Here is a 21004-nt window from a genome sequence, read left to right on the forward strand (position 1 = left end):
CTCTCAGGCCAGTTCGATGGTGGGCAGGTCGACGGCGCTCGCGCCCGCGTCGGCGGTGACGACCGCGCCGCTCACGATCGAGGCGTCCGACGAGGCGAGGAACGCGATGACGGACGCGACCTCCTCCGCCTCGGCCGGTCGCCCGAGCGGGGTGTTCTCGGTGACCAGGGCGTACGCGTCGGCCCGGCTGATGCCGCGCGACTCGCCGAACCGGTCCATCTGCTCGTCGGCCATGGTGGTGCGCACCCAGCCGGGGCACACCACGTTCGCGCGCACGCCGTGGCGGCCGTAGTCGCGGGCGATGGAGCGGGTGAGGCCGATCAAAGCGTGCTTGGTGGAGGTGTAGCCCGCCACGCCCGGCCCGGCGAACAGGCCCGCGAGCGACGACACCAGCACCACCGAGCCACCGCCGTCCACCAGACCGGGCAGCGCCGCCCGGACGGTCACGAACGCGCTGGTGAGGTTGGCGTCCAGGGAGAGCTGCCAGCCCTCGTCGGTGGTCTCGCCCGCCGCGCCGATACCGTGCCCGCCCGCGTTGGCCACGACCACGTCGACCCGGCCGAAGCGCTCGGTCGCGGTCGCCACCACCGCCGCCATGGCCGCGCCGTCCGCGGCGTCGGCGGGCAGCGCGAGGGCCGCGTCACCGAGCGGACCGGCGACCTCCTCCAGCGGCGCGGGCCTGCGGCCGGTCAGCACGACCCGGCCACCCTCGGCCACGACCTGCCGGGCGGTCGCGGCGCCGATGCCGGTGCCCGCGCCGGTGATCAGGGCGACCCGGCCGGTGAATCGAGAGCCCATGTCGGTCCTCCAGTGGTGACGGCGAGGCCGGCGACGGTGTCGGCGACCTCGGCGGGATCGGGGGTGCAGCGGGCGGAGAGGGAGCGGACCTGCACGCCGAGCGGTTCGGCGTGCCGGGCCAGCGCCCGCACCAGGCCCCGGACGCCGCCCGCGGCGGCGGCCTGGTGGGGCAGGTCCGGGCAGGCGACGGAGACCGCGACGATCACGCCGCCCGCGGCGCGCATCGCCCGTAACGCGGCCCGGGTGGTGTAGAACGCCGCGTCGAGCCGCGTTCCGAGCACCAGGTGCCACGCCTCGTCGTCCAGGTCGAGCGGGGTGGGACCGTCCCCGGCCGCGGTGACAGCCGGGGACGGTTCCCCGTCGCGCCCGGACGTGGCGGTGACGGGCGCGGCGGAACCGGGGGTGGGTGCGTGGTGGGGGCACGGGAGCGCGGGCGAGGTGGTGACGAGGAGGTCCAGCCGGCCGTAGTGGTCGACCACCGCCGCCACCGCCGAATCCGCCTGGGCGGGGTCACCGGTCTCGGCGCGCACCGCCATCCCGCACCACAGGGTGCCGCCGACCAGCTCCACCGCCGTGGAGTCCGCGTCCAGCGCCGCCACCCGCGCACCGGCGGCGTCGAGCCTGCGCGCCACCGCCGCGCCGATGCCAGAGCCCGCTCCGGTGACCAGCGCGACCTTCCCCTCCATGCCCATGATCGGACGTTAACCGCGGTGCGCCCGCCCGCCCCAGGGTCCGGGACGGGCGGGTGCGCCCGAGGTCAACGGGTGTTCACGGTCGGGCAACTCCGAACCGCGGCGGGGTCAGGTCGCCCACCGCCACGTGCACGGCACGCAGGTCGCTGTAGAAGTCGATGCTGTGCGCACCGCCCTCCCGGCCGACGCCGCTGGCCTTGATGCCGCCGAACGGCGTGCGCAGGTCGCGGACGTTGTGCGAGTTGATCCACACCATGCCCGACTGCACGGCACGCGCCACGCGGTGACCGCGCTTGAGGTCCGACGTCCACACGTAGCCCGCCAGGCCGTACTTGGTGGCGTTGGCCAGCGAGACGGCCTCCTCCTCGGTGTCGAACGGCGTCACGCAGACCACCGGCCCGAAGATCTCCTCCTGGAACACCCGCGCGTCCGGAGCGACGTCCGCGAACACCGTGGGGGACAGGAAGTTGCCGGTCGGCAGGTGCTCGGGACGGCTGCCGCCCGCGACGACCCGACCCTCCTGCTTGCCGATCTCGACGTACTCCAGCACCCGCGCGTAGTGCTCGGGGTGGATCAGCGCGCCGACCTCGGTCGACGGGTCGGACGGCAGGCCCACCCGGACGTTCTTGGCCCGCTCGGCCAGCGCCTCCACGAACCTGTCGTAGATGCCGCGCTGCACCAGCACCCGCGAGGACGCCGTGCACCGCTCGCCGTTGAGGGAGAACACGCCGAACACGGCGGCGTCCACGGCCTTGTCGAAGTCGGCGTCGTCGAAGACCACGCACGGCGACTTGCCGCCCAGCTCCATCGACACCTCCTTGAGGTGCTGCGCGGCCGTGCGCATGATGATCTGGCCGGTGCCGCTCTCACCGGTGAACGACAGGCGCGGCACGTCGGGGTGCGCCACCAGGGCCGCGCCCGCCGACTCGCCGATGCCGTGCACCAGGTTGAAGACGCCGTCCGGCACGCCCGCCTCGGCCATGATGCCCGGCAGCAGGCTCGCCGACAGCGGCGACCACTCGGCGGGCTTGAGCACGACCGTGCAGCCGGAGGCCAGCGACGGCGCGAGCTTCCACGTCTCCAGCATGAACGGCGTGTTCCACGGGGTGATCAGGCCCGCGACGCCGGCCGGCTGCCGGATCGCGTAGTTGACCTGCTTCTCGCCCACCAGGTAGGCGTCCTCGTGCTGCGCCACGATCACGTCGGCGAAGTAGCGGAAGTTCTCCGCCGCGCGGTGCGCCTGGCCCTTGGCCTGGGTCACCGGCAGACCGGTGTCGAACGTCTCCAGCTCGGCCAGCCGGTCGGCGCGCGACTCGATGGCGTCGGCGATCCGGTTGAGCACCTTGGCGCGCTCGCGGTCCGACATCCTCGGCCACGGGCCTTCCTCGAAGGCGCGCTTCGCGGCGGCGACCGCGTTGTCGATGTCGGCCGGACCACCCGCGGCGACGCGGCCGTACTCGGTGTCGGTCACCGGGTCGGCGACGGGGAACGTCGCGCCGTCCACCGAGGGGACGTCCTTGCCGTCGATGTGGTGCAGCAGCTCGGTGGGCAGGTCGGCGGGCTTCTTCACGGTGCTCATGCGTTCACTCCAGACGGGACGAGCAGGTCGGCGGCTTCGGCGCGGAGCTTGTTGATCCGCTCCAGGCCCGCGGGGGTGGGCTCGACCAGCGGCGGCCGGACGTAGCCGCTGGAGATGTGGCCGAGGTCGGCCAGGACGTGCTTGGCCGGCGCCGGGTTCGTCTCCACGAACAGCAGCTCCACCAGGGGGGACAGCCGGTAGTGCAGGTCGATCGCGCCCTGGTGGTCGCCCGCCACGTACAGCTCGTACATCTTCGCCACGGAGGCGGGCGCGAGGTTGGCCAGCGCGCTGACGAAGCCGATGCCGCCGATCGCGAGCAGCGGCAGGCACAGCAGCTCGATGCCCGACCACATCAGGAAGTCACGGCCGCACTTGTGCAGCACGTGCGAGAAGTGCTCGAAGTCCTTGGTGGTCTCCTTGATGCCCACGATGTTGGTGTGGGCGCGGCGCAGCTTCGCCACGGTGTCCGGCGCGATGTCCACGGCCGTGCGGGACGGCACGTTGTAGATCACGATCGGCATGTCCGGGAACTCGCGGGCCACCGCGTCGTACCAGGCGAACAGGCCCTCCTGGGTCGGCCGGCTGTAGTACGGGGTGATGACCAGCGCGAGGTCCGCGCCGAGCTTCTGCGCCTCGTCGGTCAGCTGGAGCGTGTGCTCCAGCGTGACCGCGCCCGTGCCGGGCAGGAACGGGATCTCGTCGCGGAGTTCGTCGGCGACGACCCGCATCGCGGTGATCCGCTCCTCCAGCGACTGGGCGCTGGGTTCACCGGTCGAGCCGCCGATGGACACACCGTGCGAGCCGGACGCCTTCTGCCAGCGCACCAGGGCGCGCAGGCTGTCGGTGTCCAGCGCGCCTTCGGCGGTGAACGGGGTGACGACGGGCGCGATCGAGCCGCGGATCGACGCCGGGTCGGAACGGAACCTCATCTCGGGAACTCCCCTGGAAGCGGGGCCGGGGACCTCGTGTCCACGGCCCGGAGGGTGTTGAGCTTGTGCTCGCGGGCGAAGCGCTCCACGGCCTCGGCGGGTGCCTCGGCACGCAGCAGGCGCAGTAGTTCGGCGTGCTCGGCGACCGACTCGCGGGCCCGGCCGGGCACCAGGCTGAAGGTGGTGCGCCTGGTCATGTCCAGCCGCGCCCACTCCTTGTCGACCAGCTCGCGCAGCCTCGGGTTCGGCGTCGCGCCGCACAGCAGCAGGTGGAACTCGCGGTTGAGCCGGGTGAAGCCGAGCGGGTCGAACTCCACCAGGGACGCGGCCATCAGGTCGTTCAGGTGGGCGGCCCGGTCCAGCAGCGCCGCCGACAGCCGAGCGGTGGCCACGGCGTGGCCTTCCAGCAGCGCCAGCGTCTCCATGGTGTGCCGGTAACCGTCCGGGTCGAACTCGGCGACCTGCGCGCCGACGTTCGGCTCGAACACCACCCAGCCCTCGGCCTGGAGCCTGCGCACGGCCTCGCGCACCGGCACCGGGCTGACGCCCAGCTCACGCGCGATGCGGTCGAACACCAGCCGCGCGCCGGGCCCGTACCGGCCCTCCGCGATGCGGTCGCGCAACGTCTCGTAGGCGTACTGGGTCTTGGACCGGGTGGGCGCGGTCATCCCGACCACCGCTCGTACTCGGCGCGCTTGGCCTCGCCGAGCGGGTACAGGCCGTCGATGGACTCGCCGTCCGCGACGCGCTCCAGGATGAAGCGCTCCTCGTGCTCCATCTTGACCGCGTCGGCGGCGATCTCGTCCACCAGCGACGGCGGGATCAGGATGACGCCCTCGGCGTCGCCCACCAGCACGTCGCCCGGCCGCACGAGGACGCCCGCGCACGCCACGTCCACGCCGACCTCCCACGGCACGTGCCGACGGCCCAGGACGGCCGCGTGCGCGCCCGCGCTGTAGGACGGCAGGTCGATGTCGGCGAACGCCGGGCTGTCCCGCAGGCACCCGTCGGTGACGACGCCCGCCGCACCGCGCTTGAGGGCGCGCAACGCCAGGATGTCGCCGAGCGTGCCCGCACCGTGGTCCTCGCGGGCGTCGATCACCAGGATCTGGCCCGGCCCGATGGCCTCCACGGCGCGCTTCTGCGCGTTCATCCCGCCGCCGCGCTCGGCGAACTGGTCTTCGCGCAGCGGCAGGAACCGCAGCGTGTGGGCCGTGCCGACCATGCGCAGGTCGGGCCGCGCGGGCTTGAGGCCGGTGAGGAACGTGTGGTGCAGCCCGCGCTTGCGCAGCTGGCTGGACAGCGTCGCGGTGGCCACCGACCGCAGCGCCGCCTCGGTCTCCGGCTTGATGGCGGGCACGCTGCCGCCGACCGCCGCCGCCCGGTCCTCGCGGGTGACCTTGGGCCGCGCGCCCGGTCGGGCCAGCGGCGCGGCCTCGCGGACCGCGTTGCGCAGCCGCTCGGTGTCGTTGATCGCCACCTCGACGACGTCGCCGGGCGAGACGACCGTGGCGCCGGTCGGGGTGCCGGTGAGGATGATGTCGCCCGGCTCCAGCGTGACGTTGCGGCTCAGGTCCGCGATCAGGTACGCGAAGTCGAACAGCAGGTCGCCCGTGTTGTCGTCCTGCACCAGCTCGCCGTTGACCCAGGTGCGCAACCGCAGGTCGTTCAGGTCGACCTCGTTCGGGTCGAGCAGCACGGGGCCGACCGGCGTGTAGCCGTCCGCGCCCTTGGAGCGCAGGTTCGAGCCGCGGTCGGCGTACCGGAGGTCGTGCACGCCGAAGTCGTTGGCCGCGGCGACGCCCGCGATGTAGCCGACGGCGTCCTCACGGGCCACCTGGCTCGCGCGCTTGCCGATGACCACGGCGATCTCGCCCTCGAACGCCGACAGCTCGGTGCCCTCGGGCCGCAGCAGGTCGCGGCCCGACCAGGACAGCGACGACGGCGGCTTGAGGAAGTACGACGGCTCCTCCGGGAACCGGCCGCGCTCGGCGGCCCGGCTGCGGAAGTTCAGGTGCACCGCGATGATCTTGGAAGGCGCCAGGCCCAGCGGGTGGCTCATGCCTTCAGCCCGTCCGGGATCGGGAAGTCCACGATGACCTGACCGGTGCCGCTGCTCGGGAAGTAGTCGCACAGCTGCTCACCGTGGCCGGTGTAGTTCGACCACCCGAGGATGCCGAACAGCATCGCCGTGTCGGCCATCGCGGCCTCGCCGGTGAACCGCTCGTTGTACGCGGGCAGCGCGTCCAGGAACTCCGGGATGCGACCGCTGGTCCACTGGTCGAGGACCAGGCGGTCGGCCTGCTCGTTGATCGGGTTGCTGATCTTGTCCAGGTACTGCGACGAGGTCTCGTTCGGCGGGAACTGGTGCGACAGCGAACCGCTGGCGAGGAACGCCACCTTCCGGTCGCTGCGCAGCACGGCCCGCGCGATGGCCTCGCCGACCCGGCGGTTCTCGTCGATGGACGAGTAGATGTTGCAGCCCACCGGCACCACCGCGAGCGGGTCGCCGTCGCGGTTCATGAAGTGCATCGGCACCAGCGTCGCGTACTCCAGGCCGAGGTCCTTCACGTCGTGCACCATGGACTTCTGCCCGCCGGCGTTGATCTCCTCGCCGATCAGGGCCGCCAGCTCCTGGCACCCGGGGTAGTCGTACTCCAGGTCCTGGATGAAGTGCGGCAGTTCGTGGGACGCGTAGCTGCCCTGGTGCCGAGCTTTTCCGTTGATGTGGAAGCTCATGCTGTTCATCCAGTGCGAGTCGGCCACCACGAAGGTGTCCGCGCCCCGCTCGCGCGCCCGGCGGCCGACCTCGGCCAGACCGACCTCGGCGGGCCGGCGGATGCCGTGGTGCTTACCGGGGTGGATGGACAGCCAGATCGACGGCACATGCGTGATCTTCGCGGCGAGCACGACCTCACCCATGGTCACCTCCACATCGGGGATCGTGTAGCGGATCGAATACGATCCGTGCTCGGCACGGGCTGTCGTGCCGGCTATCCAGGTCTAACAGTCGGGCGGCGCAGTGTCGTTGACCACGGACGCACGGTTCTTGACTCCCCGTGCACACGGCCGTGGCGCCATTCACGACTCGGCAACGAACACTTGACGAACGGGCGAATGCAGACGACTGTCGCTGTCACCCAGTGTTACCCAAGCCACTATCCACCCCAGGTCCCAGGAGGGCAACGATGTCCTACGTGCTGACCACCTCGGGCGTGCCGGCGACACAGCAGTTCGAACTCTGGCAGTCGGCTGTGTCGCAGACGTTCGTGCCCCTGGAGGCCACCGCTGGCGAGCACTCGGCGTTCCGCGGGCGGTTGCGCGGTCAGAACCTGGGCAACGTCGCCGTGTACGAGGCGTCCGCGGACGCGCACACCGTGCGGCGAACGGCGCGGACCATCTCGCGCGCCGCCCCGGACTACTACAAGCTCTCGCTCCAGCTGCACGGCACGGCCAAGCTCAGCCAGGACGGCCGCCAGGCCGCCCTGCGGCCGGGTGACTTCGCCATCTACGACACCACGCGGCCGTACTCGCTGGCGTTCGACGACGTGTCGTCCACCCTGGTCCTGATGTTCCCGAGGTCCATGCTGTGCCTGCCGTCCGGCCAGGTCGAGCAGCTCACCGCGATCCGCTTCGCGGGCGGGCAGGGCGTCAGCGGCATCGTCAGCACGACCCTGGTGCAGCTCGCGCGCAACATCGACGACCCGCAGGTGCACGGCAGCGTCCGCCTCGCCCGCAACGTGGTGGACCTGCTCGGCACGGCCTTGGCGGACCAGGTCGACTACGTCGACGTGCCCGCCGAGACGTCCCGCGCGGCGATGCTCGTGAAGATCAAGTCCTACGTCGAGGCGCACCTGGAGGACCCGGAGCTGTCGCCCGGCGGCATCGCGGCGGCACACCACATCTCCACCCGGTACCTGCACAAGCTGTTCAGCGAGGCGGGCACCACCGTCTCCGGCTGGATCCGGCACCGCCGGCTGGAGCGCTGCGGGCAGGACCTCGCCGACCCGGGCAAGCACCAGCTCGCGATCGGCGTCATCGGGGCGCGCTGGGGCCTGGTCGACGCCTCGTACCTGAGCCGGGCGTTCAAGACCGAGTACGGCGTCTCCCCGTCGGAGTACCGGCGGCGCAGCGTCGAGCACCGCGCCGGCTGACACCCCCTACGGACGCGCTGACGGTCAAAGTCCGTGCGCCGGCGTGCAAGCGCGCCGCGCGCCCGGCGGCAGACACTGGCAACCGCTTTCAGCCAGTGGAGGGGAGTCGACATGCGCGCGACAGGTCTTTACATCGGCGGCCAGTGGACTGCCGGTGCCGGCGAGTTCACCACCACCGACCCGGCGACCGGTGAACCGTTGGCGGTGGTCGCCGACGCGAGCGCCGGCGACGTCGACAACGCCGTGGCCGCCGCGCGGGAGGCGTTGCCCGGCTGGACGGCGACCCCCGCCACCGAGCGCGCCGCGCTGCTGTGGCGGCTCGCCGACCTGATCGAGGCGGACGCGGAGAAGCTCGCCGAGCTGGAGACGCGTGACCAGGGGCAGCCCCTGGGCGTGTCCCGGGCGGTCAGCGTGACCGGCGCGGCCGAGCACTTCCGGTACTACGCGGGCTGGGCGACCAAGCTCGACGGCGCCGTGCGGTCGGTGTCGTTCCCCGACACCTGGCAGTTCGACCGCCGCGTGCCGGTCGGCGTGTGCGCCCTGATCGCGCCGTGGAACTTCCCGCTGATGATCATGGCGTGGAAGCTCGCCCCGGCCCTGGCGTGCGGCAACACCGCGGTCATCAAGCCCGCCGAGCAGACGCCGCTGACCACCGTCCGGCTGGTCGAGCTGTGCGTCGAGGCCGGTTTCCCGCCCGGCGTGGTGAACCTCGTGACCGGTGGCCCGGAGACCGGCAAGGCCCTGGTCCGCCACCCCGGCGTGGACAAGGTGTCGTTCACCGGCTCCACGTCCGTCGGCCGCGAGATCGTGACCGCGTCGGCGGCCGACCTCAAGCGGGTCACCCTGGAGCTGGGCGGCAAGACGCCCACCGTGATCGCGCGGGACGCCGACATCGACGCCGCCGTGGCGGGCACCATCGCGGGCGGCCTGCTCAACAGCGGCCAGGTGTGCGCCGCCTACGCCCGCATGTACGTCGACCAGTCGCGGCAGGACGAGTTCACCACGAAGCTGGCGGACGCCGCGGCCAAGCTGCGGCTCGGCGCGGGCCTCCACCCGGACACCGACCTCGGGCCGCTGGTCAGCGCCGAGCACCGGGACCGCGTGGACTCCTACGTGCGCGGCGCCGTCGCCGAGGGCGCCGAACTGGTCACCGGCGGCTCGCGGGGCGACGGTCCCGGCAACTTCTACCAGCCGACCGTCTTCGGGTCCGTGCAGGACGCCATGGCCATCGCCCGCGAAGAGGTCTTCGGTCCGGTGCTGGCGGTCCTCGCCTACGACGACGAGGACGAGCTGCTGCACCGCGTGAACGACTCGCCGTACGGCCTCGCGGCGGCCGTGTGGAGCAACGACCTGCGCACCGCCCACCGCCTGGCCGACGGCATCCGCGCCGGTGCCGTCTTCGTGAACATGCCCTGCGTCCCCGACGCAGCCGCCCCCTGGGGCGGCTTCCGCTCCAGCGGCTGGGGCCGCGAGATGGGCCCGTACGCGATCGACGCCTACACGGAGATCAAGGGCATCTGGATGCACCACGGCTGACAAGCCGACGCGAACGGCCCGGGGCTCGCGCTCCGGGCCGTTCGCGTACACCCGGTTCGTCCTCCTCCGCGGCGTGATCTCCCAGATGGTCGCCTGGCCCTTCGGTGCCGTCGCTATGTCGCCTTCGGGAGCTGTCCCTCGAAGGGGGCATTGCAGGGGAAGGCGGGGTGGGGTGTGTGGGACGGTGAGCGCAGCGCGCTCACACGGCCGTGCTGCGGGAACCGGTGCTTCGGGCCGCGCGACTGACGGGGAGGATGCGATGTCGTTCACCACTACGGGCGCGCACCCGCCGAACGCCGCGGAGACGGCCGTGACGATCCGTCGTGCGGTGCCGTCGGACGCCGAGCGGTTGACCGCGCTGGCCGTGGGACTGGCGGCGTACCAGGGGAAGTACGCGCGAATCCTGCGCGGCTGGGAGGTCACCGGCGAGTACGTCGAGAACAACCTGGTGTACCTGGCGGAATCGGGCGACCTGCTCGGCTACTACGCGTTGATCACCCCGCCGGAGCTGGACCTGCTGTTCGTCGCGGACAGCGCGCAGGGCCGGGGTGTCGGCCGGCTGCTGGTGGCGCACATGCTGTCCACGGCGCGAGCCCACGGTATGACGCGGGTCCGCGTGGTGTCGCACCCCGACGCGGAAGGCTTCTACCGGGCGATGGGCGCGCATTGGTTGGGGACCGTGCGACCCGATCACCGGGTCGGCTGGCCGCGCCCGGAGTTCGAGTTCCGGCCGGGACCCGCCTGACCCCGCCCGCCGACGCGGTGCCGCCACGACCGACCCGCCAGTCGCGGTGACCGGATCGGTGAAGGACCGGTTCGTCAGACGCTCCGACGCCAAACCAGACGTCGGTCTTCAACGGCAGGCACGTATGGGACCGTGCGGATGCCGTAGGAGCGTACCCGTTCGCCGTAGGCACGTAGAGCGGGAGTCCCCGTGTGCAGTGCGTCGGCGACGTCGCCGAGCATGTCGGCCACGTTCTCCCAATACGGGGCGGGCCGGCTGCCGTCGTCCCGGCTCCAGTGCTGGACGCAGCCCTGCCACCGGCCGGGCCTCAGGTCCACGAAGAGGTGGTCCCCGGTGCCCATCGCCGCGATCGGCACGAAGGCCGCCTGGAACACGCCGGACCGACCGCCGGCCTCGCCAACCGGTCCGGGAACCGGCCCCACGAGGTACCGCCGCTTCCGCAGTGCTTCCCCGGCCGAGCAAGGGTCGAAGAACGGCAGCAGCAGCTCGGTTCGCCCGTCCGATCCGCCGCACAGCCGCCACCACGCGACCAGGTCTTCGGGCAACGGTGTCGAGACGTCGATCTCCAGGGCCGTGAGGTCGCGGGCAGGAGGGGCGAGGCTGTCGAACGTCACGGGCGCGTGCACCCGCAGCCATGAGGTGATCCGATCCCACGATTCCGCCACTGATGGGCTCATGGCGCGAGGATGCACCATGAGCCGAAGACCGCCGCGTTGTGCCGCGCGCGCAGGAAACCGTGTCCGGTGGGCGGCTGGCACATGCCGCGAGAAGCCGTGGGCGTGCGTCGGTCTCAGCGTGAGGCGGATGTGCGGAGGAAGTCGCGCCACATCGTGTAGTACGCCTCGCGGGTGATCCGGCCTGTCCGATCGGGATCGAGTGACGCGGTGAACGCCGCCGGGTCGGGGATGTCCAGGGGCGTCAGCAGGATGTGCAGGGCGTCGACCGCCATGTCCTCGCCGTCCGGTGCGGCGAGGTCGTACTCGAAGTCGACCACGGGGCCGAAGGTGCGGTCGAAGTCGGCCGTCGCGACGCCGGCGCGGAAGTCGGCTCGGGTCAGGACGTCGTCGGTGGTGGCGAAGGCGTTCCACAGGGTGCGGTAGTGGTGGTCGAGCGCATGGGCCCGCGGTGAGGCGGGTGGGTGGCCGAACGACGCGAGCACGGCACGCCCCATCGCCCGCAGGTCCTCGTAGTGCAGCAGGTCGTCGCCGTCGCGGTCGAGGAGGTCGAACAGGTCGTCGGCGGACACGGTGCTCCTGTCGGCAGGGCCGGGGAGGCGTCACGCGCCTCCCCGGCGGGTGCGGGTCAGATGCCGGCGAACACCCTGGCGCCGATCGAGCCCGCGCCGCTGAGGTAACCGGCCGCGGCCTCGACGTACTCGTCACGCGAGACGACGCCGTCGTGGTCCCGGTCGAGGCGGTCGAACGCGTCATTCACGTTCCCGCCCTGACGGCTGAGCGCCCGGATCAGGCGGGTGAAGTCGTCCCGGTCGAGCGAGCCGTTCCCGCCGCTGTCGGCGGCGTCGAACTCGGCCGCGCTGGTCCGGGTCAGGTGGGACCTGAAGCGCGGGTCCTCGGCCAACTGGGATATCGCGCGGTTGAACTCCTCGCTGTTGATCCGGCCGTCCCGGTCGGTGTCGAGTTCGTCGCTGAGCAGTTGCCACGCCTCGCCGTAGCTCCGCGTGAGCGCCGAAGCCTTCCCGGAGTCCGGCTGGAGGCCGAACTCCCGGATGACGGCGTCCGCCACCGACTCGAAGTCGTGGCGGTCGATCGCGCCGTCGCCGTTGTGGTCGAGGTGTCGGAACGCGTCCTGGGGCTGTGCATTGGTCATCGTGGTCGGACCTTCCTGATCGGGATCGAGGCGCGGATCGCGTCGATCACCACTGGAGTGGCAGTGCGGCCAGGCCGTAGGTCGCCGACAGCGACTGGAACCGGACCTCTTCGAACGGGACCCCGAGCCGCAGCTCCGGGAACCGCCGCAGAACCTGGCCGAGCACGGTGCGCAACTGGAGCCGTGCCAGTGCCGCGCCGGCGCAGTAGTGGATGCCGTGGCCGAAGGCGAGGTGGGCGGTCGGCTCACGGGTGACGTCGAACCGGTCCGCGTCGGCCAGGTAGTCGGGATCGCGGTTGCCGGAGGGGAAAGCACACATCAGCCACTCGCCGGCGCGGATGGGCACGCCCGCGACCTCGGTGTCCACCACGGCGCTCAGCACCACGCCGTAGTGGACGACGGTGAGGTAGCGCAGCAGCTCCTCCACGGCGCGCCTGGCCAGTGCCGGTCGCGCACGCACCAGCGCGGCCTGCTCGGGGTGGCGCAGCAACAACAGCAGACCGAGGCCCAGCATGTTGGCGGTGGTCTCGTGCCCCGCCAGCAGCAGCAGGTTGGCCGTGCCGGCCAGCTCGGCGTCGGTGAAGTCCTCGCCGTGGTCGCGCACGAGCCTGCCGACGAGGCCCGGACCGGGGGCGTTCCGGTGGCCGCGGACCAGCTCGGCCATGTACTGGCCCATCTCGGTGAAGTTCGCGGCCTGCTGCTCGGGGGTGGTGGTGAGGTCGAACAGGCGCTCGGCCCGCCGGCGGAACGCGGGCCGGCCACCACGCGGGACGCCGAGCAGCTCGCAGATCACCGACGAGGTCACCGGGTGGGCGACCGAGGCCATGAAGTCCGCACCCGGTCCCCGCGCGGCGAACGCGTCGAGGTGCTCGGCGCAGATCCGCTCGACGCGGTCCGCGAGCCGGTTCACCCGGCGCACCCCCAGTTCACGTGCTATCGCACGCCGGTAGCGACCGTGGTCAGGTGGGTCGTAGGCGACGAAGAAACCGGGCTGTGCGGCGGGTACGCGTCCCTCGGCGTCCCGCGGCGGCGGGATCGGGCCCGCACCCGCGACGGCGTTGCTGAAGCCGGCCGGGTCGCCCAGCACGCGGAGGATGTCGGCGTGCCTGGTCACCACCCACGCCTCGTCGCCGGTCGGCAGGGTGGTCCGGAACACGGGTTCCTCGGCGCGCAGGCGGGCGAACTCCTCGGCGGGGGAGAACGGGCACGTGCGCCCACGGCGCAGCGGCAGCATCGGTTCGGCGGTCGTCGTCACGCGATCACCTCCTCGTCGGCGCGCAGCCGCGCGGTCATGTCGGCCAGCAGTCGTGCCGCCTGGGGAACGAGGTAGAAGTGGTCGCCCGGCCACACGCGCACGCACGCGCCCGCGGAGGTCAGGTCGGCCCACCCGGCGAGGTCGGCCGGGTCCACCAGCGGGTCGTCGGCTCCCGCGTAACCGACGACGGGCACGGGCAGCGGCCCCCGCCGCGTCGGCTGGTAACGCGTCATCAGGCGGTGGTCGGTGCGCAACGGGTCCAGCACGAGGTCGACCAGCTCCGGGTCGTCCAGCAACACGGGGTCGACACCACCGAGGTGGCGCAGCAGGGCCGCCAGCTCGGCGTCGGGGCGCTCGGTCCGCTCGCCGAGCCGGTGGGGCGGACGGTGCGCGGACACGAACAGCGCGACCGGTGTTCGGCCCGTTTCCACGAGTCGGTGCGCGACCTCGTAGGCGACGACCGCGCCCATGCTGTGCCCGAACAGCGCCACCGGCCCGACGTCGCGGAGTTCCGCCACCACCGGCTCGACCAACCGGTCCACCGTGGTGGCGGGCGGCTCGGCGAGGCGTTCCTGGCGGCCGGGGTAGGCGGCGACGGAGATCTCGACGTCGGGGGGCACGAGGTCGGCCCAGGTGCGGTAGAACGCCGGGCCCGAGCCGCCGTGGGGGAAGCAGATCAGCCGTGCCGACGGGGCACGCACCGGTCGGTAGCACCGCAACGCGTCACCCATCGCGTGCCTCCAGCGCTCGGGCGAGCCGGGCGATCGTCGGCGCGCCGAGCAGCGTCCGCGGGCTCACCGGCGCGCCGAGGGCGTCGGCACAGCCGCGGGCCGTCCGGATGGCCACCAGCGAGTCGCCCCCGAGGTCGAAGAAGTTGTCGTGCAAGCCGATGCCGTCGATGCCGAGCGTGGCCTCCCACGCGCGCAGCAGGGCGCGTTCGACGGTCGTGGCGGTCTGTGGGCCGCCGTCGCCACGGGTCGGTGGGCGTGGTGGCGCGGCGGGCGGCGGCGTGTTCGGGTCGTCCGGTGTGACGACGACCTGGCCGAGGTGCACGAGGCCGAGCGCGGCGTCGAAGGCGGCGACGGCGTCGGCCGGGTCCAGCCCGCCGGGGGCCTCCGCGCCGGTGAGGTCGCGGTGGCGCCGCTCGACGTCGACCGCCATGCCGGTGGCGCGCCAGCGGTCCCAGTCCAGCGAGAGCGCGGGCACACCGAGTTCGCGGGACGCGTGGACGGCGAACGAGTCCAGGAACGCGTTGGCGGCGGCGTAGCAGGCCAGTCCGGGCGCACCGCGCAGAGCGGCGACGGAGGAGAACAGCAGCAGGAAGTCCGGCGGGTCCGGGCGCAGGGCGTCCACGAGCACCCGTGCGCCGTTCACCTTGGCGTGCAACGCGTCGGCGACGGTGGACGTGTCCAGGGCGTGCAGGACGCCACCGCCGGGCACGCCCGCGGCGTGCACGACGCCGTCGAGCCGGCCGAACCGGTCCCGCACCCGGTCCAGCAGCCGCCGGACCTCTGCGGCGTCCGCGACGTCACCGCGGTGCGCCGCCACCTGCGCGCCCAGCCCGCGCAGCCGCGCCACCAGGTCGGGATCGGCCGGGCGGCGGCCGAGCAGCGCCAGCCGGGCGCGGCGGGTCTTGGCGAGGTGTTCGGCGACCGCCACGCCGGCGCCCCCGAAGCCGCCTGTGATCAGGTAGACGCCCTGGTCGCGCAGGACCCCGGCGCCGCCGGTGACCGGTTCGAACGACCTGGTCCACCGGTAGCCGCCGCGGTAGGCGACCGGTGTCGCGCCCGCCCGGTCGAACTCGGCCGCCAGCAGTTCCGCCACGCCGTCGGCGGTCCGCCCCGCGGTGGTCCCGACGTCGGCGACGAGCACCCGCGTGCCGGGGTGCTCGACGGCCAGCACCGGGGCGGCCCCGATCGCCAGCGCCTGCGCCGGGTCCAGCCGCTCGTCGCCGGTCACGGCCAGCGCGTCACGCGTCACCACCAGCACCTCGACCGGCACGGTGACGTCCAGTCGTGCCCACTCGGCGAGCGCGAGAGGTCCACCCGCGCCGGCCTGGAAGTCGATCACCCGCAACGGTTTCCCGCGCACGGCCGGTGGCACGAGCGCGGCCACCCGGTCGGCGAGGGCGGAGCCGTCGGACCGGATCAGCCAGTCCCGCTCGGGCGGCGGTGGTGGGGCGAGGTCCACGGTGCGCCGCCAGGTCACGCCGTGCAGGACACCGCGTGGCCTGGTCACGACCGGCTTGGGCGACGGGAGCGGGGTGGCCGCGAACGGGTAGGGGGCGATCGGCGCTTTGAGCCGCCGTTGCCCCGCGTGCCAGGCGTGTGGATCGACGTCGACCCCCGCTGTCCACAGCGCGACCGCGGCGTCCAGCACGGCCGCCTGGTCGGGGCGGGTGTCGCGGGTGTGCTTGCCGGCGGCGACGGCGACCACGCCGGGGACGTGCGCACGGGCCAGGCCGGTCAGCGCGGTGCCGGGCCCCGCCTCGACGAACGCCGTGTCCGGCAGCACGTCGAGCGCGTCGGCGAACCGCACGGTGCCGCGCAGGTGCGCCACCCAGTACCGGGGATCGGTCACCTCGTCGGCGACCTCGCGGCCGAGCAGCGACGACACCAGCGGCAACGTCGGACGGCGCAGCGGGACGCCCTCCAGGAACCGGCGGAACCGGGGCAGTTCGGGGTCGATCAACGCCGAGTGCGCGGCCGTGCGCAACGGCAGCGGGCGCACGTCGACACCACGCCGGCGCAGGTCGGCGGCGACCTCGCGCACGCGGCCGGCCGCTCCGGCGAGCACGCACTGGTCCCGGCCGTTGACCGCGGCCAGCGACACGCCCCGCCCCAGCAGTGGCCGCACGGTGTCGGGCGGTGCGGCGACGCCGAGCATCGCGCCGCGTGCCGCGCCGGCCAGGATGTCGGCGCGTTCGACCACCACGGCGAGCGCGTCGGGCAGCGTGAACACGCCGGCCACGTGCGCGGCGGCGTACTCGCCCAGGCTGTGCCCGAGCAGGACGTCCGGCCGCACGCCCAGCGCGCCGAGCAGCCGGGTGAACGCGACCTCCGCGACGAACAACGCGGGCAGCGCGTGCCGCGGGTCGCCCTCGTCGGCCTCGCCGGCGAGCAGCGCCCGGATGCGATCGGCCGCGGTCGGCGCGGCCACCTCCAGGCACTCGGCCACGGCCGCGCGGAACACCGGTTCGGTGTCGCGGAGAGCCCGCATCGCCCCGGTGGGTGAAGCCCCGCCGCCGGGGAACAGGAACGCGAGCCGGGACGGCGCCCGCCCGGCGTCCCCCGTCGTGGGACCGGGGCCGCCCGCGGCGAACGCGGCGAGCCCGGCGGAGGCCGAGGCCGCGTCCGCGAACGCGCCGCCGACGCGGTGGTCGAACGCCGTGCGACCGGTGGCCAGGGTGTGCGCCACGTCGGCCAGGGCCACGTCGCCGGCTGCTGTTCCACCCCGCGCCAGGTCGGTCGCGCACCGGCCCGCCAGGTCGCGCAGTGCCCGCGGGTCGCGGGCGGACAGCACGATCGGCGTCCACGGCCGCGCCGGATCACCCGGCTCGCGTGCCGGCGCCTGCTCCAGCACGAGGTGCGCGTTGGTGCCGCCGATGCCGAAGGCGCTCACCGCGGCCCGGCGCAGTCCGGGCCACGCCCCGTGCGCGGCCGGGTCGAAAGCGGCGAAGTCGATCTCCGGGTTGGGCGTGCGGAAGTGGACCAGCGGCGGTTTGACCCCGTGGTGCAGCGCGAGCGCGACCTTGATCAACCCGGCGACCCCGGCGGCTGCGTCGGTGTGCCCGATGTTGGCCTTGACCGAACCGAGCGCGCACCGCGCCGAGCCGGTGCCGCCCGCGTCGCGGTGCGCGGCGGTCAGCGCCGCCACCTCCACCGCGTCGCCCAGCGGCGTCGCGGTGCCGTGCGCCTCGACGTAGCCGATGGTGTCCGGGTGCACCCCCGCGGCCTCCAGCGCGTCCAAGATCACCCGGCGCTGCCCGTCCGCGCTCGGCGCGACCCAGCTCTGCTTGGCGTGGCCGTCGTTGTCGATCGCGCTGCCCTTGATCACCGCGTACACCCGGTCGCCGTCGGCGAGCGCGTCGGCGAGGCGGCGCAGCACCACGACGCCGAGCCCGTCGGCGGGCACGAAGCCGCTCGCGGCGGCGTCGAAGGGCCGCATGTGGCCGTCGGTGGACCAGACTCCGCCGTCCTGGCGGAGGTAGCCGTAGCGGCGCAACGGGGTCCACGACACGCCACCGGCCAGCGCCGTGTCGCAGTCGTAGGTGAGCAGCGCCTGGCACGCCAGGTGCACGGCGACGAGCGACGTCGAGCACGCGGACTGCACCGCGACCCCCGGCCCGGTCAGCCCCAGCTTGTAGCAGACCCGGCTGGGCAGGAAGTCCTTGTCGTCGGTCGCCGCGAGCAGGTCGGCCGACGTGCCCAGGAACGTCACCGGGTCCAGTACGCGGTGGGTGCCCAGCGTCTGCCCGGCGTAGACCCCGACCCGCCCTCCCGGACGATGCCCGCTGTCCTCCAGCGCGTGCCAGCACGCTTGCAGGAACATCCGCTGCTGCGGGTCGATCCGGGCGGCGTCGGCCACCGGGTAGCCGAAGAACGCCGCGTCGAACGCGTCCGCGCCGGCCAGGATGCCGGCGGCGGGCACCAGGTCCGGGTCGGCGGCACGGGCCGCGTCCACGCCCGCGGCCCGCAGGTCCTCCGCGTCGAGCCGGGTGATGCCCTCCCCGCCCTCGCTGATCAGCCGCCAGTAGCCGGCCGGGTCGTCGGCGCAGGGGAACCGGCAGCTCAGACCGACGATCGCCACGTCGAGGTTCACCCGCGCACCTCCCGCGCCAGGGCTTCCAGGTGCGACCGCCTGCGTTCGGCTCGCGTGCCGGACGGGGCGTACCCGTCGCCGGAGGTCTCGGACGGGACGCGCCCGTCGATCCGGGCGGCGAGCAGGCGCACGGTGTGCGCGGCGAGCAGGTCGGCCACGGGCAGCCGGAGCGACCAGCGGCCCTCCACCTCGGTGCGCAGCCGGGCCAGGTCGAGCGAGGTGCCGCCGAGCGCGAAGAAGTCGTCGTCCGCCCCGACCTCGGCCACGCCGAGCACGTCCGCCCACATCCGGGCCACCGCCCGTTCGGTGTCGCCGCGGGGTGGTGCGTACCCGTGCCCGAGGTCCGGGCGGGGGCGCGCGGCCGGGAGCGCGTCGCGGTCGAGCTTGCCGTTCGGGGTCAGCGGCAGGGCGTCGACGGTGGTGAACACCGACGGGACCAGGTGCTCGGGCAGCCTCGACCGCAGGAACGAGCGCAGCGGGCCCGCGGGCACCGGCGCGCCGGTGGGCCGGACGTGGGCGACGAGCCGCTGGTCCGCCGCGGACACGGCGGCGTCGGCCACGCCGGGGTGCGCCCGCAGCGCCTCTTCGACCTCCGCGGGCTCGACGCGGAACCCGCGCACCTTGAGCTGCCGGTCCACCCGGCCCGCGAACTCGTACGTGCCGCCGGCGGTCAGCCGGGCCAGGTCACCGGTCCGGTACAGCCGCGCGCCGGGGTCGGCGGCGAACGGGTCCGGCCGGAAGTGCCGCCGGGTCAGCTCGGGGCGGGCGAGGTAGCCCCGCCCGACACCGGGGCCGCCGACGTGCAGCTCACCGACCTCGCCCGGCGGCACCGGGTGCCCGGCGGCGTCGAGCAGGTGCACCGCGACACCGGGCAGCGGCACGCCGATCGACGGTCTGCCGACGCCGGTGCAGCGACCCGCGGTGACGCACACGGTGGCCTCGGTCGGGCCGTAGGCGTTGATGAAGTCGACCCGGCCGCGCCAGCGGCGCACCAGCGACTCGGGCAGCACCTCACCGCCGGCCACCACGCAGCGCAGGTCCGGCAGCTCCTCGGGCGACAGCGTGCTCAGCAGGGAGGGCGCGGCGGAGAGGTGGGTGGCCCGGCCGGCACGCAGCCACCGGGTGAGTTCGGCGCCGGTCAGCGGCCCGTCGGGGTCGGGCAGGCAGAGCAGCCCGCCCGCGGGCAGGCTCATCGCCAGCTCCCACACCCACGCGTCGAACGACGGTCGAGCGAACTGGAACACCCGCGCCGCGGTCAGGTCGCCGAACAGGTCCGCCAGACCACGTGCCAGGTTCACCACCCCGCCGTGCTCGATCGCCACGCCCTTGGGGGTGCCGGTCGAACCGGAGGTGTACAGCACGTAGGCGAGGTCCCGATCGCCCACCGCCACCGGGTGGCGGCGTGGCGGGGGAGCGGCGGCGCGGTCCAGCCGCAGTGCCGGTGCGGGCACGGTGTCGACGTCGGCGAGCACGACCCGCGCGCCGGTCTCGGCCAACGCGGCCAGGGTGCGCGGGAGCGGGTCGTCGACGGGCAGCGGGACGTACGCCGCGCCCGCCTTCCACACCCCGAGCACGGCGACCAGGTGTCGCAGCGGGTCGGCCAGCGCGAGGCCGACCACCGCGCCCCCGGCGCCCGCGGCGGCGAGCCGGTCGGCCACCTCCTCGGCGCGGCGGTCGAGTTCGCCGAAGGTCACCACGCCCGCGGCCCGCCACACCGCGACCCGGTCGGGCTCGCGGCGCGCGTGCTCGGCGACGAGTTCGTGCAGGCCGCTCACCCGGCGGCCCGCCCGGCGCGGAACTGCTCCACGACCACGGCGATGTGCTCGCGGCTGCCGCCGAGGTCCACCGCGCGTTGCACCCGGTCCCGCACGGCGGGCAGGAACGAGTCGGTGACACCGGCCTGCGCGGCAAAACCGGGCAGGTAGCGCAGGATGTCCAGGTGGGTGGTCAACGGCGCCTGCTCGAAGGTGTAGTCGCCACGCGCGATCAGTTCCACGCCGGTGTCCACCGTGGACTGGAGGCCGGCCTGGTACATCGGCACGGACCGGGCGAACGCGGGCAGCGGGACGCCCTGGTCCAGCGCCATCGCCGCGCACTCCAGGAAGCCGTTGACGCAGGCGTAGTAGTAGGCCGCCGCCACGAGCAGGTACGCCTTCGCGGTGGTCAGCTCCGGCCCGAGGTGGATGCGCGTGCCGCTCACGGCGTCGGTGAGCGGCGAGACCGACTCGTAGGTGGCGACCGGACCGGCGTACACGGTGAACGCGCCGGCCGTGCCGATCGCCTGCGGGTAGTTGAGGATCGCGGCTTCCAGGTAGGACCCTCCCGCCCCGTGCACGGCGTCGGCGAGCGGGCCGACCTCGGCCGGCGCCCCGCTGGAGGTCTGCACCAGCGTGCGCCCGGCCAGCTCGCCCAGCACCGGTCCCAGCACCTCGTGCGCCACGTCGTAGTTGAGCAGCGCCGACACCACGATCGGGGCGGCCCGCACCGCGTCGGCGACCTCGTCGTGCCGCGTGACGCCGGCGTGCCGGGGCACTCGGGCCGGCGTGCGGTTCCACACCGCCACCGACAGCCCGGCGTCGGCGCACGCCCGCGTCACCGCCGACCCCATCACGCCCGACCCGATCACCGCGACCTGCGCCATGGTCCACCCTTCCCTCGTGCGGGCGTG

Annotated in this window: 18 protein-coding genes; 3 read left to right on the plus strand and 15 right to left on the minus strand. The window is 73.8% G+C overall.

Annotated features, from left to right (window positions below; translation table 11 throughout):
* Positions 1–3 precede the first annotated feature (3 nt).
* The 7 genes from KZQ38_RS11610 to hpaD all read right to left on the minus strand — a co-directional run bounded on the left by KZQ38_RS11610 (position 4) and on the right by hpaD (position 6920).
* The gene (locus tag KZQ38_RS11610; protein WP_219441058.1) at positions 4–798 is read right to left on the minus strand and encodes an SDR family NAD(P)-dependent oxidoreductase; all 795 of its coding nucleotides are present in this window, start codon (positions 796–798) and stop codon (positions 4–6) included.
* Positions 765–1490 (minus strand): SDR family NAD(P)-dependent oxidoreductase, encoded by a 726-nt coding sequence (locus KZQ38_RS11615; RefSeq protein WP_219441060.1) that lies wholly within the window; start codon positions 1488–1490, stop codon positions 765–767. Before KZQ38_RS11615 ends, KZQ38_RS11610 begins: the two co-directional genes overlap by 34 nt.
* A gap of 76 nt (positions 1491–1566) precedes the next feature.
* Positions 1567–3069: a 5-carboxymethyl-2-hydroxymuconate semialdehyde dehydrogenase gene (hpaE, locus tag KZQ38_RS11620; protein ID WP_219441062.1), complete on the minus strand. Its 1503-nt coding sequence runs from the start codon at positions 3067–3069 to the stop codon at positions 1567–1569.
* Positions 3066–3998, minus strand: coding sequence for a 4-hydroxy-tetrahydrodipicolinate synthase (gene dapA, locus KZQ38_RS11625; RefSeq protein WP_219441064.1), 933 nt, complete (start codon positions 3996–3998; stop codon positions 3066–3068). Before dapA ends, hpaE begins: the two co-directional genes overlap by 4 nt.
* Entirely contained in the window at positions 3995–4666 is a 672-nt protein-coding gene (locus KZQ38_RS11630; RefSeq protein WP_219441066.1) for a GntR family transcriptional regulator, read from the minus strand. The genes dapA and KZQ38_RS11630 overlap by 4 nt, the downstream gene beginning before the upstream one ends.
* On the minus strand, positions 4663–6060 hold the full coding sequence (locus KZQ38_RS11635) for a fumarylacetoacetate hydrolase family protein (RefSeq protein WP_219441067.1): 1398 nt from the start codon (positions 6058–6060) through the stop codon (positions 4663–4665). Before KZQ38_RS11635 ends, KZQ38_RS11630 begins: the two co-directional genes overlap by 4 nt.
* On the minus strand, positions 6057–6920 hold the full coding sequence (hpaD, locus tag KZQ38_RS11640; protein ID WP_257901196.1) for a 3,4-dihydroxyphenylacetate 2,3-dioxygenase: 864 nt from the start codon (positions 6918–6920) through the stop codon (positions 6057–6059). The genes KZQ38_RS11635 and hpaD overlap by 4 nt, the downstream gene beginning before the upstream one ends.
* A gap of 266 nt (positions 6921–7186) precedes the next feature.
* On the opposite strand from hpaD, the gene KZQ38_RS11645 reads away from it, so the two are divergent.
* From KZQ38_RS11645 to KZQ38_RS11655, 3 genes are all read left to right on the plus strand, one after another.
* A complete protein-coding gene (locus tag KZQ38_RS11645) occupies positions 7187–8152 on the plus strand; it encodes an AraC-like ligand-binding domain-containing protein (RefSeq protein WP_219441069.1) in 966 nt (321 codons plus the stop codon).
* 111 nt (positions 8153–8263) lie between these two features.
* A complete protein-coding gene (locus tag KZQ38_RS11650) occupies positions 8264–9688 on the plus strand; it encodes an aldehyde dehydrogenase family protein (RefSeq protein ID WP_219441071.1) in 1425 nt (474 codons plus the stop codon).
* A gap of 259 nt (positions 9689–9947) precedes the next feature.
* On the plus strand, positions 9948–10433 hold the full coding sequence (locus KZQ38_RS11655; RefSeq protein ID WP_219441073.1) for a GNAT family N-acetyltransferase: 486 nt from the start codon (positions 9948–9950) through the stop codon (positions 10431–10433).
* 74 nt (positions 10434–10507) lie between these two features.
* Here the strand turns inward: KZQ38_RS11655 and KZQ38_RS11660 are convergent, their stop codons facing one another.
* The 8 genes from KZQ38_RS11660 to KZQ38_RS11695 all read right to left on the minus strand — a co-directional run bounded on the left by KZQ38_RS11660 (position 10508) and on the right by KZQ38_RS11695 (position 20977).
* Complete coding sequence (locus KZQ38_RS11660; protein WP_219441075.1) at positions 10508–11110, minus strand: SMI1/KNR4 family protein; 603 nt, start codon at positions 11108–11110, stop codon at positions 10508–10510.
* 113 nt (positions 11111–11223) lie between these two features.
* Positions 11224–11679 carry a hypothetical protein gene (locus tag KZQ38_RS11665; protein WP_219441077.1) on the minus strand — a complete coding sequence of 152 codons (456 nt, stop codon included), beginning with the start codon at positions 11677–11679 and terminating at the stop codon, positions 11224–11226.
* A 56-nt stretch (positions 11680–11735) separates the two neighbouring features.
* Positions 11736–12260: an EF-hand domain-containing protein gene (locus tag KZQ38_RS11670; protein ID WP_219441079.1), complete on the minus strand. Its 525-nt coding sequence runs from the start codon at positions 12258–12260 to the stop codon at positions 11736–11738.
* Positions 12261–12306: 46 nt separating this feature from the next.
* The gene (locus tag KZQ38_RS37015) at positions 12307–13515 is read right to left on the minus strand and encodes a cytochrome P450 (protein WP_219441081.1); all 1209 of its coding nucleotides are present in this window, start codon (positions 13513–13515) and stop codon (positions 12307–12309) included.
* Positions 13512–14246 (minus strand): thioesterase II family protein, encoded by a 735-nt coding sequence (locus KZQ38_RS11680; RefSeq protein WP_219441083.1) that lies wholly within the window; start codon positions 14244–14246, stop codon positions 13512–13514. Before KZQ38_RS11680 ends, KZQ38_RS37015 begins: the two co-directional genes overlap by 4 nt.
* Positions 14239–18336, minus strand: a complete 4098-nt coding sequence (locus KZQ38_RS37020; RefSeq protein ID WP_219441085.1) for a type I polyketide synthase — start codon at positions 18334–18336, stop codon at positions 14239–14241. The genes KZQ38_RS11680 and KZQ38_RS37020 overlap by 8 nt, the downstream gene beginning before the upstream one ends.
* Positions 18333–20111, minus strand: a complete 1779-nt coding sequence (locus tag KZQ38_RS11690; protein ID WP_219441087.1) for a non-ribosomal peptide synthetase — start codon at positions 20109–20111, stop codon at positions 18333–18335. Before KZQ38_RS11690 ends, KZQ38_RS37020 begins: the two co-directional genes overlap by 4 nt.
* Entirely contained in the window at positions 20108–20977 is an 870-nt protein-coding gene (locus KZQ38_RS11695) for an NAD(P)-dependent oxidoreductase (RefSeq protein ID WP_219441089.1), read from the minus strand. Before KZQ38_RS11695 ends, KZQ38_RS11690 begins: the two co-directional genes overlap by 4 nt.
* Between the last annotated feature and the right edge of the window lie 27 nt (positions 20978–21004).

The sequence above is a fragment of the Saccharothrix obliqua genome, from assembly GCF_019375475.1.
Taxonomy (GTDB): domain Bacteria; phylum Actinomycetota; class Actinomycetes; order Mycobacteriales; family Pseudonocardiaceae; genus Actinosynnema; species Actinosynnema obliqua.

What these genes read in the sequence shown, in the direction of transcription:
- KZQ38_RS11610 (WP_219441058.1), bottom strand. Translation starts at nt 798, where the DNA reads ATGGGCTCTCGATTCACCGGCCGGGTCGCCCTGATCACCGGCGCGGGC.
- KZQ38_RS11615 (WP_219441060.1), bottom strand. Translation starts at nt 1,490, where the DNA reads ATGGGCATGGAGGGGAAGGTCGCGCTGGTCACCGGAGCGGGCTCTGGC.
- hpaE (WP_219441062.1), bottom strand. Translation starts at nt 3,069, where the DNA reads ATGAGCACCGTGAAGAAGCCCGCCGACCTGCCCACCGAGCTGCTGCAC.
- dapA (WP_219441064.1), bottom strand. Translation starts at nt 3,998, where the DNA reads ATGAGGTTCCGTTCCGACCCGGCGTCGATCCGCGGCTCGATCGCGCCC.
- KZQ38_RS11630 (WP_219441066.1), bottom strand. Translation starts at nt 4,666, where the DNA reads ATGACCGCGCCCACCCGGTCCAAGACCCAGTACGCCTACGAGACGTTG.
- KZQ38_RS11635 (WP_219441067.1), bottom strand. Translation starts at nt 6,060, where the DNA reads ATGAGCCACCCGCTGGGCCTGGCGCCTTCCAAGATCATCGCGGTGCAC.
- hpaD (WP_257901196.1), bottom strand. Translation starts at nt 6,920, where the DNA reads ATGGGTGAGGTCGTGCTCGCCGCGAAGATCACGCATGTGCCGTCGATC.
- KZQ38_RS11645 (WP_219441069.1), top strand. Translation starts at nt 7,187, where the DNA reads ATGTCCTACGTGCTGACCACCTCGGGCGTGCCGGCGACACAGCAGTTC.
- KZQ38_RS11650 (WP_219441071.1), top strand. Translation starts at nt 8,264, where the DNA reads ATGCGCGCGACAGGTCTTTACATCGGCGGCCAGTGGACTGCCGGTGCC.
- KZQ38_RS11655 (WP_219441073.1), top strand. Translation starts at nt 9,948, where the DNA reads ATGTCGTTCACCACTACGGGCGCGCACCCGCCGAACGCCGCGGAGACG.
- KZQ38_RS11660 (WP_219441075.1), bottom strand. Translation starts at nt 11,110, where the DNA reads ATGAGCCCATCAGTGGCGGAATCGTGGGATCGGATCACCTCATGGCTG.
- KZQ38_RS11670 (WP_219441079.1), bottom strand. Translation starts at nt 12,260, where the DNA reads ATGACCAATGCACAGCCCCAGGACGCGTTCCGACACCTCGACCACAAC.
- KZQ38_RS11680 (WP_219441083.1), bottom strand. Translation starts at nt 14,246, where the DNA reads ATGGGTGACGCGTTGCGGTGCTACCGACCGGTGCGTGCCCCGTCGGCA.
- KZQ38_RS11695 (WP_219441089.1), bottom strand. Translation starts at nt 20,977, where the DNA reads ATGGCGCAGGTCGCGGTGATCGGGTCGGGCGTGATGGGGTCGGCGGTG.